This is a genomic window from Evansella tamaricis (genome assembly GCF_019042215.1).
Lineage (GTDB): Bacteria > Bacillota > Bacilli > Bacillales > Salisediminibacteriaceae > Evansella > Evansella tamaricis.
The window spans coordinates 19,638-34,126 of sequence record NZ_JAHQCS010000121.1; the positions used below are offsets into that span (position 1 = coordinate 19,638).

Below are 14,489 nucleotides of genomic sequence, written 5' to 3' on the forward strand. Positions count from 1 at the left end.
AATAATACACTAAAAAAATTAATATCACATCTTAAATAACGTAAAGACTCTCTATCGATGCTTAAACCAAAGAACAAATCTTGTTGCCCAATAGGCAAAAATGGTGATGGAAGAACAAATAATGAAAAGGTAAAATCGGGACATTTCATCACCAAACTCAACCAATCCTAGTGCCGCTTCAATAGATGAAATACCAAAGCCAAATATTGCCCCAACTATAATTGCATATAAGTAAAAATTTTTCTTTCTATTTGTACAGTATTGATATAATAATATGTAAGAAACGGGTATTACGGAAGCTGTCATATTAAGTGAAAAAGGTAAAAGTGGGGATACAAAATAAGTATGGATAAAGTAGCCACCCCTTTCTAGTGGGATACTAATATAGGTCCAAAGTATATGTACTGTATATCCGTAAAATAGGAGTTCAAAAACCCGTTTTCGATCCACCGTGAAAAATAGTATTATTACAGGCAAAACTAATAAGATTAGTGAAAACCAAAACTGCCATGTACCTGTGTGCGAATAGTCATGCCAATAAGATCTTACAAGGGAATTAACCTCATTCGATTTATGATTTATTTCAACCCAATACTGATTGTAATCCAATGTTAGCACCTCTTATAAATCAGTCTATTTTGATGGTTTCCATTTTCTTAAAGTATCATACTAGAAACAGGAATTTGGAATGAGGTATTCTTTTTTTACTGAAAATGACAAACACCATTAGAAATTCATAAAGGAAATGAAGCAATAATGAAGAACATATAGTTAAACTATAAAAAGCTAGGTGGTGTAAACATCCTTGAAAAAAACAGTTTATATTACAGGGGCAGATAGAGGTTTAGGCCTTGCACTAACAAAAGTTTTTCTTAAATTGGAATTTCATGTTTTTGCTGGACAATACATGAATGACTGGCCGGAGTTAAATGAACTAAAAAAGGAAAATAACAAACATTTAGACATTATTTCTCTTGATGTTACGAACCAGCAGTCTGTTGATCAGGCAGCTAATTTTATCGAAACAGAATCTGGTCATTTAGATATTCTTATCAATAATGCTGCTATATTCAAAGACCGCTCCACTGACATCTTTGGTGAATTTCATTATGACGATATGATGAAACTCTATGAAACAAATGTTTTTGGGCCTTTGCAAGTGTCTAAGTCGATCATTCCGCTTTTGATAAAAGGTAAAAGTAAAGTGTTAGCCAATATTTCCTCGGAAGCAGGAAGTTTGGCGGATTCCTGGAGAGTTAAGGAGTACGGTTACTCCATGTCCAAGGCAGCATTAAACATGCAGTTAACGATTTTACAAAACCAATTGAAGAACTATGGGGTAAAGGTTTTAGCCATTCACCCAGGTTATGTAAAAACATATATAATGGGTGAGTTTAATCATGAAGCAACCATTGACGCCATGGAGTCAGCAACTGGAATTGTGAAAGAAATTTTGAAGGCGCCACCTATCGAAGAACATATGTATATTGATTATCAAGGGAATAAAATGAACTGGTAAGGAGTGATATCAATGATAACAATCGTAGCATTACTTGGTGACTACTGGCATAATGCAGAAGATGCTATGGCTGGTTTAGAATCAGCAGTTTCCAGATTACCAAACAGGAAAAATATCAATCTTCAGTACATAACGCATGAAGAAGTATTAACAGTACTTAACGAGCAACCAGATCTATTTATTAATGGAAAAATCGACCAATTAAACCCAACTGATGATAAAGTGTATACTTGGTTAACAGATGAACTGGATAAGAAGATCGTCTCTTATGTAGAGAATGGTGGAAGTGCAATAGCGTGGCATGCAGGGATGGCAGGATATAAAACCGATAGCAATTATATACAATTACTGCGAGGATACTTTGACTATCATCCCCCAGGGCTTCAAGAAGTAACGTATATGCTGAAAGAAGACGAAACAAGTGGTGAAAATACGTTCACGCTTTCAGATGAACAATATTTTGTCCATTGTGATGTGGTAAACACAGAGGTAGATCTGTGGAGTACCGGTGCCGATGGAGATTCACTTGCAGGGTGGAAACATCCATTCGGAGAAGGAAAAGTATGCTGTTTTACACCTGCACATACTAAAGAAGGTATGTTAAACGAAAATATCAATCGGTTGTTAGCTGAAAAAATATCTTGGGCACTAACAAAATAAGTGAAAAGGGGAATAGGGTATTAAAGTCCCTATTCCCAATTAATTTTTGTTCGTTAACAAACAAGTCGTAATTTCTAAATGTCAAATCCTTGTATCCATTTCAGTCTCTTCACAAAAAAGTTAGCTGGTAGAATACGTAATAAGGAATTTCTTCCAGCGGTAAGTAACGGATTGTCCATTTGAACCATTCGTGCCATTTTTCTTGATTGTAATATAATTTTGGTTGTACGGGAAATTCGTTGTTGTTCATAGGTATGTAATGAATCTGGAATATCCACGATTTTTTTATTGAGGCTCCTGGCTAATACAATGGCATCTTCCATCGCCTGTGCTCCCCCTTGACCTAGGTTTGGTAGCATAGAATGTGCTGCATCACCAAGTAATGTAATTCGATTATAACTCCACTTCTTTAATGGTTTTCGGTCATAAATATCATGATGCAGTATTTTCGTATCTTCCGTAGCATTAATAACCTCTTGTATTGGCGGATACCATCCTTGTAATTGTCTAAGTAAAAATGATTTCCTTTCCATTAAAGAAATATCCATTCCTTTTGGAGAATTTATCGCTGCAAACCAAAAGGTTTGTCCTTCTCCAAGTTGGGAAAGCCCGAATCTTTTCCCAAACCCCCACGCCTCAAACCCACCACCAACGTTAACAGAATTTAAGTCATTTTTTAATGAACATATTCCACGGAAAGCGGTAAAACCTGAATAACAAAGTTGGTCCTCGCCAATGAGTTGTTGCCTTATTTTTGAGTGAACACCATCAGCCCCAATAAGAAGATCTCCTTCCGCTACACTTCCATCCGTAAATGTCACCTTCACTATATTGGAATTCTCATTAATGGAAAGAAACTCTTTGTTTACCTGTGGTATCACTCCAAATGATTTTAGCTTTTCTAATAATATTCTTTGTAATGAACCCCGATGAATTAAATAACTATATGTTCCAAATTTCATTGCTTGTTTAACTGTTGGGATATTCAACAATAGTTTTCCATTCCAACTGCGAATTTCTGCTTTTTCTACTCTCGCCCCTTTGACACTAATGGCTTTTTCCAATCCGAAATACTGAAGAGCTTTGACAGCATTTGCTGCCATAACAATCCCTGCACCCTTCTCTGATAGAATGGGCGCTTTTTCAAATACCTTTACTTCCCACCCTATACGATATAATGCTATGGCAGTAGAAAGACCACCTATTCCAGCACCAATAATAATGGCTCTCTGACCCATTTTATTTTAACTCCTTTAATTGAATGAAAACGAAAGAAACTATTTTTAGTACACTATTTTCGGTAAATCTCCATCATATTCAACACTTCTTCTTGAATTTCATCCACTAACGATTTCGGGGATAATACCTTAACTTGATTACCCCAGCCTAATATCCATCCTTTAAGACCTTTACTTAGTTTTGCTTTTGCCTTTAGGACGAAGGTATCTCCTACCCCTTTTTTAATATCTGCATCAATGCCAAACTTATCAATGACACCATTTAACACATTTTGGTCTAGAATGAATTGGAGTTTAATCCATTCGTCTTGTCCTCCAAACATGTGAAACGAATTCTGAATGTAGGTACTTATATCCTTAGGTTCTTTACTAAAACTGTCAACTGATACTACTACATTTCTCATTCGGTCTAAACGGTAATTTCTTGGGTTATTTTCTTCCCTATGGTTCATATCTTCTCCAATTAAATAATAAAAGTCTTTCTCCCAAATTAAAGCAATTGGTTTCACATGGTAAGATTTACCTTGATGTCTTAACTGGAATATCTTTTGGATATCGTAGTCCCCATATTGAAAATTAATAAATTTACCCCTTGATATTGCTTCATGAATTTGATCAATATGGTTTCGTATTAGTTGATAATCATGATTGATCGATTGCTGATAGATAATTGGATCAGGGAGCGATTTCCCAATTGTTTTACTTGTCAATGTTTTGACATTGTTTACGATATTCTTTTTTTCTTTTTCTGTAATAAATCTTGCTGAAAGAATAGGATCGATTAGCAAACGTAATTGATAACTTTCAAATAATCGGTCTTGATGACTATAGTATTTTACCCCGTGTTTCCCAATATTTTCTATGATATCAAAACCGGATGATTGTAGTGTGACAATGTATCTTTTCACTGCTTTGATGTCTGCAGTGCAACCTGGAATATCTATTTTTAACTTCTCCACAAGCTCCTTAAGTGTAAGCTCGTGGTTTTCATCCGTTTCCCTTTGAAAGATTGCTTTTAAAGCCAGTAATCGTAATCCCGTTTTGACTTCACTCACATTGATCCACGTCCCCTATTTTCCGAGTCATTTCTTTAAATGACCACTCTTCCTGATGAAATATTTTCAAGATAAACCGGGCTCTCGTCCCTCCAACATACAGGTCTGTAGGTGTACAAACTTTGCTGTTTTTCTTAACTCCAATTATCAGGACGACATCTGACTCTAAACCTTTAAAAGCTCGTATCGTACTAAAGGCAATCCCGTCTTTTCTTCCTTCTGAAAGATCATAAATGAGCCAAGGTCCTTGTCCAATTCTATCCACTTCCTTTAAACTGCTATTCCCTTTCTTATGTGGGGATAAAATCGTAATACGATGAGGAGACAACCCTTGGCTGACTAACTTATTAATTTCTTTTTCCAATAGCCGTTTTTCGGTTTGTGGATCCTTACAGGGTATATACTCCACAGGCAACCCGCCTACGATTTTATATCGTAGCCGATTGTTTTCGATTAAAGGTTGTGTCCACTCATTTATTTTTTGTGTATTCCTAAGGTTAATGGTTAATTTATGTTTTGACATTTCGAAATCCTTTAATGCGTCCAATCCATTTCCAAACAAGTTTTGATGTCGATCAGCAAATATATAAAAATGTCCATCCTTCTTCACCATTTCATCTAAACAGATGAACCAGTTTTCTTTAAAATCCTGCCCTTCATCCACGAGAATAGCATCAAATTTTTCTGTTTCACTTTTGATGGAGTACAATTCATAAATGTAATTTGGCAGTGTCTCACTATAATATTTGTTAATCAGATCGGGACTTTTGGGCATTTCGAGTACATATGAATGTTCTTCTTTAATACTTTCTAAAAAATCATGGAAGTTTGTAATCGAAATATTTTCATGTTCACAATGTTTTTTTAATAATGTAACTAGTTGCTTGTTATAACATGTTAAGAATACTTTTTTCCCAACTGATGCTAAATCCAATGCTTTTTTCATAGCGATAAACGTTTTTCCAGTACCTGCTGCTCCAAAGAAAATCTTCCGATGATCTTCTTCCGTTTCTTCTAGAATTCTGTCCTGCTCTTCCGTTAAAATGATCTCCGAACGGTCACGGAGCATAGTCAATTTATCATCCAAATTTGAAAACACGCGAAAAGAAGGCGATAAAACCTTTGTTATTAGGTTTTTTGTTGCCTCGTAAGGAGAACTTCTATCGATGTTTGCGAACAAACCCTTAAAACTTTCTTCCAAATTTAATAATTCTTCATGGGACCAGCAACTCTTCTCATTTAAGTCTTCCGGTAAGAATCCAGCCCTTTTTAAAGTATCAGGAAAACATAGTGCATAACGAAAATGGAGAGGGTAATCAGAGTTACTTAAATTTTTGTATCGATTTAAGATAGAAAACATGGCGTCTCTTGCCTGCCTTATTGGGTCCTTTGAAAGTTCTCTATATTGCCCGTTTTTCATTTCCTGCCATACTCCATTAAAGTAATGCACATCCCCTTCTTTCACCTCCACTACAGCAAATCCATAACTTTGATGGACGATTACAAAATCCGCCTCTCTCAAACCGTATGGATCCTGCCGAGCATCATCAAGTGCAAACTTATAGGAGTAAAATACCGTATAGGAATCAGGCAATTCCCGTGCCTTTTCATAAAATAGACGTTCCCCTTGGTTTTGTATTGTTTCCGGTAAACAATCTGGAACCATTCTGGCCATCGAATTCTCCCCACCTTTAATAATCTGATTAATGGGTACTATTCGACATTTGGAGCTTAATTCCTTGTTTAAAGCTAGAAACTCTGCAATCATAAGGACGTTTTTAGTAAATGATTAAACAAAATTAACCGCCTGACCTTTGACGACGTTTTGTTGTCGTGTGCCAGACGGATCATTAAAATGGTTATTGTATTATGTATAAAGGGAAATTACTTTAATCGAAACTGCTTTGAGATATTTTCTATATCCATTACCATTTTCCCTAATGAATCAACAGAAACTTGAATTTCCTCAACAATCGCTAACTGTTCTTCCGTTGAGGCACTCACCTCTTGGGTGGATGAAGCATTCATTTCCGCAAGTACCTTAATGTTCTTCATGGAATCCGAAAGGGCACTGCTCTGAATCATCTCTCTTGTGGAATGGTTAACATCCTCTGTTTGTTTAGCCACATCGGAAACAGATTGATGAATGGTTGCAAATTTAGAACCCACTGCCAATGCTAACTCTTTTCCGGTAGTAACTTCTTTAATCCCCTCTTCCATTGATAATATTACTTCATTTACATCTGCTTCAATTGCTTGAATAGATTTTCCTATATCCTTTGCAGATAGTGCTGACTGTTCCGCAAGTTTCCGTACTTCATCTGCTACAACAGCAAATCCTTTCCCGTGTTCCCCTGCCCTTGCTGCTTCAATCGCAGCGTTTAGAGCTAATAGATTTGTTTGCTCAGCAATATCTGTAATCATGTTTGCCACTTGTTGAATGCTGCTTGAACGATCACCGAGATTATTTACTAATTGATTCAGATTCGCAATTTTTCCTTCAATTATCTTCATTTGCTCCGTGGATTTGTTAATCTCAGTTGATCCATCAGTTGCCAATGTGAGCGTTTCTTCCACAAGGGTAGAGACATTTTCCACATTTTGTGCTATTTGAATAATCGTTTCATTAACTTCTTTTAACACATCCGTACCTGTATTCACTACTTTAAGTTGTTCTTCGGAACCTTCAACGACATTTTCAATACTTGAAGCAATTTGTCTTGTGGAATGGGTATATTGTTCCGTACTAGTATTTAACTGCCTAGATGATTCCGCAAGGTTAGTACTAGTACTTATTAATTGAGTAATAATTGTCCGTAACGAGTGAACCATTTTACTGCTTGCAGCAGTCAATTTACCAACTTCATCATTATTCTTAACCTCAGGTTGAATCAATAAATTACCATTTGCTATTTCAGATAATTGATTGGATAAGGATATAATAGGGTTTGTTATTTTACTTGAAAATAGGAGAATAAACACAGTAGTAACCGCCAATGCAATACTACTTGTGATAATGGTTGTCATAAAGAAACCAGATGAATTCGTAAACTCATCCACATAGGATCCTGCAGCAATGATAATATCCCAGGAAGGATAATATGCGGTGTAAGTAATTTTAGGCTCAAATGTATTCTCTTGATTTGGTAATGTCCACTCATACAGGAAGAATCCATCCCCTTTTGTCGCTGCATCCACCAGTCCTTTACCTACTAATATCCCATTTGGATCTTCCACGCTCCAAAGATTTTCACCTTCTAGTACTGGATGACCGAGTACATTAGCTTCCTTATCTATCAGAAAAATATATCCACTCTCTCCGATTTTAATTTCTTCTGAAATTGGTCTTGTTCCATCAGCCAATTTTTCCCCTAAGATAAACTGGTTAATTTCCTCGATCGCTTCATCCTTTGAGATCTCATTGGTTTCTACTCGTTTGTTAATTTCATCTATAACACGTATAGTGAGATTAATGTCATTCTTGAGCGAGTCCTCTGTTAGCTTCAATAATTCTTTTTCTGCCAGTGTATTGCTAATAAACCCAAGCGTTAGCATTGGGCCTAGTACGAGTACAATACAAACAATAATTAATCTATTCCGAATACTCATTTGTTTATCTCCCCCTTAGTGACAAAAAACTCATTATATTTTTGGACTAGTTGATTCTCGGATTTATACATGGTATTTGAACGTTGAAGTCTAATTAGTATTATTCTAAATTAATCAATTCTACAAATGACTTCAGTACCCTCTTTTTTAAGAGTAATTATCCAAAAATAGGACTTTTATCGATATTTTTCGACCAACTTGTAGGAACTTATTTCACTGCTCATTCGCTCTCGTTTGTTTAAGAAAGTGGAATTAATTGACTAAAAGATATACATATGGCCAATTTCCCCTTTCCCTATGGTATTATTTAAGTATCGAACATTACTAAAGGAGCGTTTGAAGATGGACAAAATTGAAATAATTGCCCGCCGAATTCTCGGATGGAAATTAAATCGTAGTGACAGATGGTATAATCCAGAAGAGGGTATCTTCATTCCTAATTTCCAGCCGGAGGATAATCTTGAACACGCCATGATGATTGTGGAGAGGTTGGAATGCTTTGGGTTTCAAGTTACAAAAAAGAGCGATAATGAGGTTTACATCAACAACATATATGCAACAGGAGAAACATTACCAAAGGCCATTACTAATGCAGCATTTAAAATTGCTGAAAATAACCCTATTCCTCAAGAATGGATGTAAGAAAGTTCACATATTATAGTAACCTCTACATGAAAGGAGGCACCATGATCATACGAAAAGCAAAAAGTGACGACTGGAAAGGGATTGCTCGTGTCCATGTGGATTGCATGCACACGGCGTACCAGGGAGTCTTACCTCCAGAAATATTAGATAAATTTACATATGATAATCGGGAAAAACGTTGGAAAAATGACCTTCCTAAAGCAATCCGAAGAGGAACAATGACCTATGTCGTGGAAGACCAACAGGGAGCAATTGTAGGATTCGCCTTAGGAGGAACAATGCGAGATCCCCGATTAAGAATTCGGTACATCGGTGAAGTTTACGGGATTTATGTACATCCTCAAGTCCAAAACGAAGGTATTGGGAAAAAACTGTTGGAGAGTGTTGCCGAATACTTTTCTACTTTAGATTTCCCTACGATGGCTTTATGGACCATTAAAGAACTCCCTTCTTGCCCCATTTTCGAAAAACTTGGCGCAGAAAATGTCTATGAGAAAAAGACAGTTATCGGGGGAAAAACTCTAGAGGAAATTGCTTACGGCTGGGAAGACTTAAAGAGTTTTTCTTCAAAAAAAGAAGGGTTAAACTAAACTATAAACACACCGACATTAATGGGAAAATGCGTTGGGGTGTTTCCACGAATAGAGACACTTCTATTCTTTATCTATTAATTAGGTTTCCATCCTTATCTTCAATGAAAACTTCATAAGAGCTAATATTCGGGATATGTTTTAGATCTTCTGACAGCAAGAGGCTTTCCAAAGTCTTTGTCATTTTCGCAGCTAAAGTCGATGTAATGGATTCATCAATTTCCAGGAAAGTTTTTATAGTTATGGATTCTTGCTGAATCGTTATATTTTTAATTCCACCAACATTTGAAAGACCGTCAGATAATGCTATTACTAATGTCCTCCTATCCTCCACTTCCAATCGCTTTCTGTCTTCAAAGGTAGAGGTTTCTTGATTGGATCCAGCAAAAACTAATGAAGTCCCAATCAAAATGGCCATTATAAATAGACCGTTTATTTTTAGTATTAATCTTTTTTTCATTAAGGAACACCCCCCTGTTAAAAGGTATGTCCATGTGAAAAAAATATTCAGTATGTAATTTAGAAATTTTATCCTACCATCTCTTAAATAAACAAGTTAGTCAATATATCTGCGTTAGTAAATCGGTTTCTTTTTAATTCCTGTGATAAAAGTGTATATTAGGACATTCAAGACGGATAACCCTAAAATTACTAAGAAAAGTATAGAAGATGTGGAATCCCCTCCCAAGTTATACTCATCTGCCATATAACCTAGTGAAATGAGTGATAAACCTGATATAGTTGCAGCAATAATAGAAATACTTACGACAGAGAACAAGGTAACCAAAGGCTTTTTTTGAAAAATAGTAATTGTCATATTTGCAACAAGAATAATAATAAACGCGATAAATATTGGTCTTAAAAAAATTATTTCCGGAAACTGATATTCCATAAATAAACCTCCGTTTTATGAGAGCACTGAAAATGTGGTGCTTTTCCACTTTTACAGTCCCCCGAAGCAATGAGCGTAACTGTCGCAAACTTTAAAAAGCTTGATACAAGCGGTTTTTCCTATCAGTCGAGCCTCGGGCAAAGCCATTGCCATAAAAATAAAAGGAACTGAAAAAGTTGTAAGATACATTTTCAGTGGCCACCCATTTTATAATTATCATTTTCATGGATGTAAATAGAAAACTGCAGTCGACTATAAAAAAGAGCGTAGGGTAAAAAAAACTGTCATACAGTAATTATATACTATATGACAGGCATATGTTTTTTTTCAAAGATTAATCAAGAACCCTAACCTGTACAGACCGTCTTCCAAATGCTAAAGCATCAGAACGATTAGGCATAAAAATGTCTATCTTCTTTCCTACGATTGCTCCTCCAGTATCTGCTGCTAAGAATACTCCATATCCTTTTACTTCAACACGTGAACCAAGGGGAATAACGTTCGGATCAACAGCAACAACCTTCGCATCAGGGTTCGCCCTTAAGTCAATTCCTAATCGAGTTACCCCAGAACAACCAACGCAGTACGCAGTGTAGGCAGTCGCATTAAACGTTTCCCAACTTCCTTCTGTTGTGGGTGAACTTGAATTAGAAGGTTCAGATCCTGAACTATTGTTGGAACCAGCACTACTTGGATTAGAGGTTTGTGCACGTTGAGATTCCTGAGCTGCTTTCTTTGCCGCTTCTTGACGTGCCATTTCTATACGTGCCATTTCACGAAGTCGGACCTCTTCAGCAATCCGATTACGGATATCCTCTTCTTGAGATGCCAATTCCAATTCCTCTTCAACTAATTGGGCAATCAAAGCCTTTTGCTCCGATTCATTCCTCTTTAAATCGTCTCGAACTTGATTTGTTTTTTCCCTTTGTTCCTTGAGATCATTGTGTAAAACCTCAAGGGATATTACTTGTTCATCAAGTTCTTGGTGAATCTTATCAAATACTTGTTGTACATCCTCTAGTTCTTGTTGCTTCTGCTCTGTTTGTTCGATAAAATTACTGTCTGCTTGTGCGATTCTAGAGATGGTCAAAATTCGACTAATAAAATCACCAAAACTCTCTGCACCTAAAATAACCTCAATATATGAAATATTGTCAATTCCGTTTTGTTGATACGTGGTTGCCCGGTCTTTTAATAATTCAATACGCTGATCAATATCTTCTTGAAGAAGTGCAATTTCCACCTCTAATTCTTTGACCTTTTCACTATTTTCTTCCATCTTTTTTTCTGTCTCAATGATCTTTTCCTCATTTTCTTCAATAGCGTCATTGAGAGTAGAAAGTTCTTCATTTAATTCATTCAGCTTTTCCGCTAATTCAACGAGTTTAACTTCTGCTTCCGAAAGTTCTAGCTTAATAGCCTTCCGTTCCTGTTGAATTTGCTTTTGGTCATTTTCTAAGGCATCTGTGGCAAACACTGTACCACCAACAAATATATGAACCAAGCCGATGAACATCATTAGAATTAGTAACTTCTTTTGCACACCGTCTTCCCCCTAAGAGTTATTAGTGGCTAATCTAATATCTATTAAATCTATTTGCTAAAAAAGCAAAACTATCTTAACCAACCTTATCAGACTAACATATCAGTAATGTAATAGTAGTATTGCATTTTTGTAACAATAATAGATTTTTTGCTATTTTTTCACAAAAAAAACATTATATTACTGTATTTTATAGATAAACTTGACTTTATCTGAATTATAAGTAATTTGTTTTCTCATTAAAGAAAATATATTCTCTATGAATTACTCTCTTATACGTTATAATAGAAACCAAACAAAAGATAATTAAGAATTTAATAGGATTATACATGAGGTTTAATAGGGGGTAGATCATGGATTTTGTTGCGATTGATTTTGAAACTGCTAATCAAAACCGCTCTAGTGTTTGTTCCGTAGGATTAGTTGTCGTTAAGGAAGGAAAAATCACGAAAGAGTATTATCAGTTAGTGAAACCAAGTGATCTTTATTTTGATCCCATCTGTGTTCGAATTCATGGAATAACCGCTACGGATGTGGAGGATGCTCCCTCCTTTCAATCGGTATGGGGGGAAATATCCCATTTATTAGACGGAAACCTCGTCATTGCCCATAATGCCAGTTTTGACATGTCTGTCTTGAGAAAATCATTAGATGAGTGTGGAGTGGATTACCCTTCCTTTGCCTATAACTGTACGGTTAACGTATCCAAGAAAACATGGCATGGATTACATAGCTATTCGTTGAATAATGTTGCAGAACACTTACAAATCCAATTTAAACATCATCATGCGTTAGAAGATGCTATTGTCGCTGCCAAAGTTTATCTCCATTCCTGTATGCATCATAAAGTAACTAGTCATGGAGAACTTGTGGAAAAACTGGAAATTGGGGAAGGTATTTTGTATCCAAACGGCTATAAGCCTGCCCGATTAAACAAAAAGACTAAGAAAAGCGTCAGCTGAGCGTAGGACAGTGCCTCTTACTCTACAAGCATCGCTCCCGTGCTGCCACTGTAGTAAACACTCGTTGGACAGCGAATTCGAAAAAGTAGACCTGAAGCCTGCTCTTCGACTTCGGTAGTCATTTCTAAAGTGCTCTAAAGCCAGTATGCGATGGAGATAGACACATGACCTAAAGTACCATAATTAAAAATTTTTCTATCAAAAGATGCCAGTCTCCAGTACTTTTGTACTGAATACTGGCATCTTTTTTATAATTTGAATCGAAAGCCCACGAGTATCCTTCAATATAGCCTAAATTAATAAATTAAACAGTTTTTGATCTTTATTAATTTCCATATAGGAAAAACCTTTTTTTTCCATTCTGTCAATAAGCGGTTCATAGTCTTCTTTATGCTTTAATTCAATTCCAACAAGGACAGGCCCTTTATCCCGATTGTTCTTCTTCGTATATTCAAAACGGGTAATGTCATCTGTTTCCCCGAGAACATCACTCATAAATTCTCTCAAAGCACCAGCCCGTTGCGGAAAATTAACGATAAAGTAATGTTTATATCCCTCATAGATTAAAGACCGTTCCATCATATCCTGCATCCGATCAATATCGTTGTTCCCGCCACTCACTATACAAACGATGTTCTTCCCTTTAATTTGATCCTTATAATAGTCGAGCGCTGCTAACGGAAGAGCCCCTGCCGGTTCCGCGACAATAGCATTTTCGTTATACAAGTCTAAGAGTGTCGTGCATACTTTCCCCTCTGGGACAAGAACTACGTCATCAACAATATCCTTCGCTATTTCAAAGGTTATATTTCCAACTTGTTTAACGGCAGCACCATCCACAAACTTATCAATCCGCTCTAAAGTAACCACTTCATTCTTCTCCAATGACCTCTTCATTGCAGGCGCTCCAGAAGGTTCCACCCCAATAACTTTTGTACTTGGACTTATGCTCTTAAAATACGATCCCACTCCAGAAATGAGACCTCCCCCTCCAACTCCCATAAAAACATGGGAAACGGGCACTTCAATATTATCTAAAATTTCCATCCCAATCGTTCCTTGACCTGCAATTGTCAAATAATCATCAAATGGATGGATAAAAGACATGGAATGTTTTTCACAGTAATCTTTGGCTTCATAATAGGCATCATCAAACGTATCCCCAGAGAGCACAACATCAATATAGTCTCCTCCGAAAAATTTGACACGGGAGACTTTTTGTCTCGGTGTGGTGCTTGGCATAAAGATTCTGCCTTTAACTCCAAGAGCTTTACAGGAATATGCCACACCCTGTGCGTGATTCCCGGCACTGGCACACACGACACCATTATGTAATTCTTTTTCCGACAAACTTTGCATTAAGTTGTAGGCCCCTCTGATCTTAAACGAGCGGACAACCTGTAAATCTTCCCTTTTTAAAAAAACATTGCAACTATATCTCTCAGACAATATCTCATCTTTTTGAAGCGGTGTTTTCATGACAATGTCTTTTAAAGCCTGGTGTGCCTTAATGATATCTTCAATTTGTATCTTCTTACTTGTCATATTCATAAAAATACTTTCCTTCCTAGCTCCCCTGCCATAAACATTTTAGATTTATACTACCATAAACAACGGTTTTTAAAAACACGAAATGTTAAGAAAAATAAAAATATACCACCCTACTAGAGGGCACTGAAAAAGTATAAAACCACTTTTTCAGTGCCCTCCCCAATTGCGTTGGGAAATCTTATATATCACTTATTGTTAACAAGCTAAAATCATTTACAGATTTTT

The 14,489-nt window shown here is 36.4% G+C and carries 14 protein-coding genes; 5 read left to right on the forward strand and 9 right to left on the reverse strand.

Annotation, left to right across the window (positions count from 1 at the left end; translation table 11 throughout):
• Nucleotides 1-51 precede the first annotated feature (51 nt).
• Nucleotides 52-618: a hypothetical protein gene (locus KS419_RS15020; RefSeq protein WP_425514161.1), complete on the reverse strand. Its 567-nt coding sequence runs from the start codon at nucleotides 616-618 to the stop codon at nucleotides 52-54.
• 187 nt (nucleotides 619-805) lie between these two features.
• Here KS419_RS15020 and KS419_RS15025 point away from each other — a divergent pair, with 187 nt between their 5' ends.
• Entirely contained in the window at nucleotides 806-1,519 is a 714-nt protein-coding gene (locus KS419_RS15025) for an SDR family NAD(P)-dependent oxidoreductase (RefSeq protein WP_217067217.1), read from the forward strand.
• 12 nt (nucleotides 1,520-1,531) lie between these two features.
• Nucleotides 1,532-2,179 carry a ThuA domain-containing protein gene (locus KS419_RS15030; protein ID WP_217067218.1) on the forward strand — a complete coding sequence of 216 codons (648 nt, stop codon included), beginning with the start codon at nucleotides 1,532-1,534 and terminating at the stop codon, nucleotides 2,177-2,179.
• Nucleotides 2,180-2,253: 74 nt separating this feature from the next.
• On the opposite strand, the gene KS419_RS15035 is transcribed toward KS419_RS15030, so the two are convergent.
• The 4 genes from KS419_RS15035 to KS419_RS15050 all read right to left on the reverse strand — a co-directional run bounded on the left by KS419_RS15035 (nucleotide 2,254) and on the right by KS419_RS15050 (nucleotide 8,081).
• On the reverse strand, nucleotides 2,254-3,417 hold the full coding sequence (locus KS419_RS15035) for an FAD-dependent monooxygenase (RefSeq protein ID WP_217067219.1): 1,164 nt from the start codon (nucleotides 3,415-3,417) through the stop codon (nucleotides 2,254-2,256).
• A 53-nt stretch (nucleotides 3,418-3,470) separates the two neighbouring features.
• Nucleotides 3,471-4,472, reverse strand: coding sequence for a helix-turn-helix transcriptional regulator (locus KS419_RS15040; protein WP_217067220.1), 1,002 nt, complete (start codon nucleotides 4,470-4,472; stop codon nucleotides 3,471-3,473).
• On the reverse strand, nucleotides 4,465-6,147 hold the full coding sequence (locus KS419_RS15045) for an AAA family ATPase (RefSeq protein WP_217067221.1): 1,683 nt from the start codon (nucleotides 6,145-6,147) through the stop codon (nucleotides 4,465-4,467). The genes KS419_RS15040 and KS419_RS15045 overlap by 8 nt, the downstream gene beginning before the upstream one ends.
• A 209-nt stretch (nucleotides 6,148-6,356) precedes the next feature.
• Nucleotides 6,357-8,081, reverse strand: a complete 1,725-nt coding sequence (locus tag KS419_RS15050; RefSeq protein WP_217067222.1) for a methyl-accepting chemotaxis protein — start codon at nucleotides 8,079-8,081, stop codon at nucleotides 6,357-6,359.
• 342 nt (nucleotides 8,082-8,423) lie between these two features.
• On the opposite strand from KS419_RS15050, the gene KS419_RS15055 reads away from it, so the two are divergent.
• Both KS419_RS15055 and KS419_RS15060 read left to right on the forward strand, forming a co-directional pair.
• Nucleotides 8,424-8,723, forward strand: a complete 300-nt coding sequence (locus tag KS419_RS15055) for a BC1872 family protein (RefSeq protein WP_217067223.1) — start codon at nucleotides 8,424-8,426, stop codon at nucleotides 8,721-8,723.
• Between the two features lie 44 nt (nucleotides 8,724-8,767).
• Entirely contained in the window at nucleotides 8,768-9,316 is a 549-nt protein-coding gene (locus KS419_RS15060) for a GNAT family N-acetyltransferase (RefSeq protein WP_217067224.1), read from the forward strand.
• Between the two features lie 70 nt (nucleotides 9,317-9,386).
• Here KS419_RS15060 and KS419_RS15065 read toward each other — a convergent pair whose 3' ends face one another.
• From KS419_RS15065 to KS419_RS25540, 3 genes are all read right to left on the reverse strand, one after another.
• Nucleotides 9,387-9,776, reverse strand: a complete 390-nt coding sequence (locus tag KS419_RS15065; protein WP_217067225.1) for a hypothetical protein — start codon at nucleotides 9,774-9,776, stop codon at nucleotides 9,387-9,389.
• A gap of 114 nt (nucleotides 9,777-9,890) precedes the next feature.
• The gene (locus KS419_RS15070) at nucleotides 9,891-10,208 is read right to left on the reverse strand and encodes a hypothetical protein (protein WP_217067226.1); all 318 of its coding nucleotides are present in this window, start codon (nucleotides 10,206-10,208) and stop codon (nucleotides 9,891-9,893) included.
• Nucleotides 10,209-10,542: 334 nt separating this feature from the next.
• On the reverse strand, nucleotides 10,543-11,751 hold the full coding sequence (locus KS419_RS25540) for a PcsB-like coiled-coil domain-containing protein (protein ID WP_217067227.1): 1,209 nt from the start codon (nucleotides 11,749-11,751) through the stop codon (nucleotides 10,543-10,545).
• Nucleotides 11,752-12,104: 353 nt separating this feature from the next.
• Here KS419_RS25540 and KS419_RS15080 point away from each other — a divergent pair, with 353 nt between their 5' ends.
• Complete coding sequence (locus KS419_RS15080; protein ID WP_217067228.1) at nucleotides 12,105-12,713, forward strand: 3'-5' exonuclease; 609 nt, start codon at nucleotides 12,105-12,107, stop codon at nucleotides 12,711-12,713.
• A gap of 291 nt (nucleotides 12,714-13,004) precedes the next feature.
• On the opposite strand, the gene ilvA is transcribed toward KS419_RS15080, so the two are convergent.
• Nucleotides 13,005-14,264, reverse strand: a complete 1,260-nt coding sequence (gene ilvA / locus KS419_RS15085; RefSeq protein WP_217067229.1) for a threonine ammonia-lyase IlvA — start codon at nucleotides 14,262-14,264, stop codon at nucleotides 13,005-13,007.
• Between the last annotated feature and the right edge of the window lie 225 nt (nucleotides 14,265-14,489).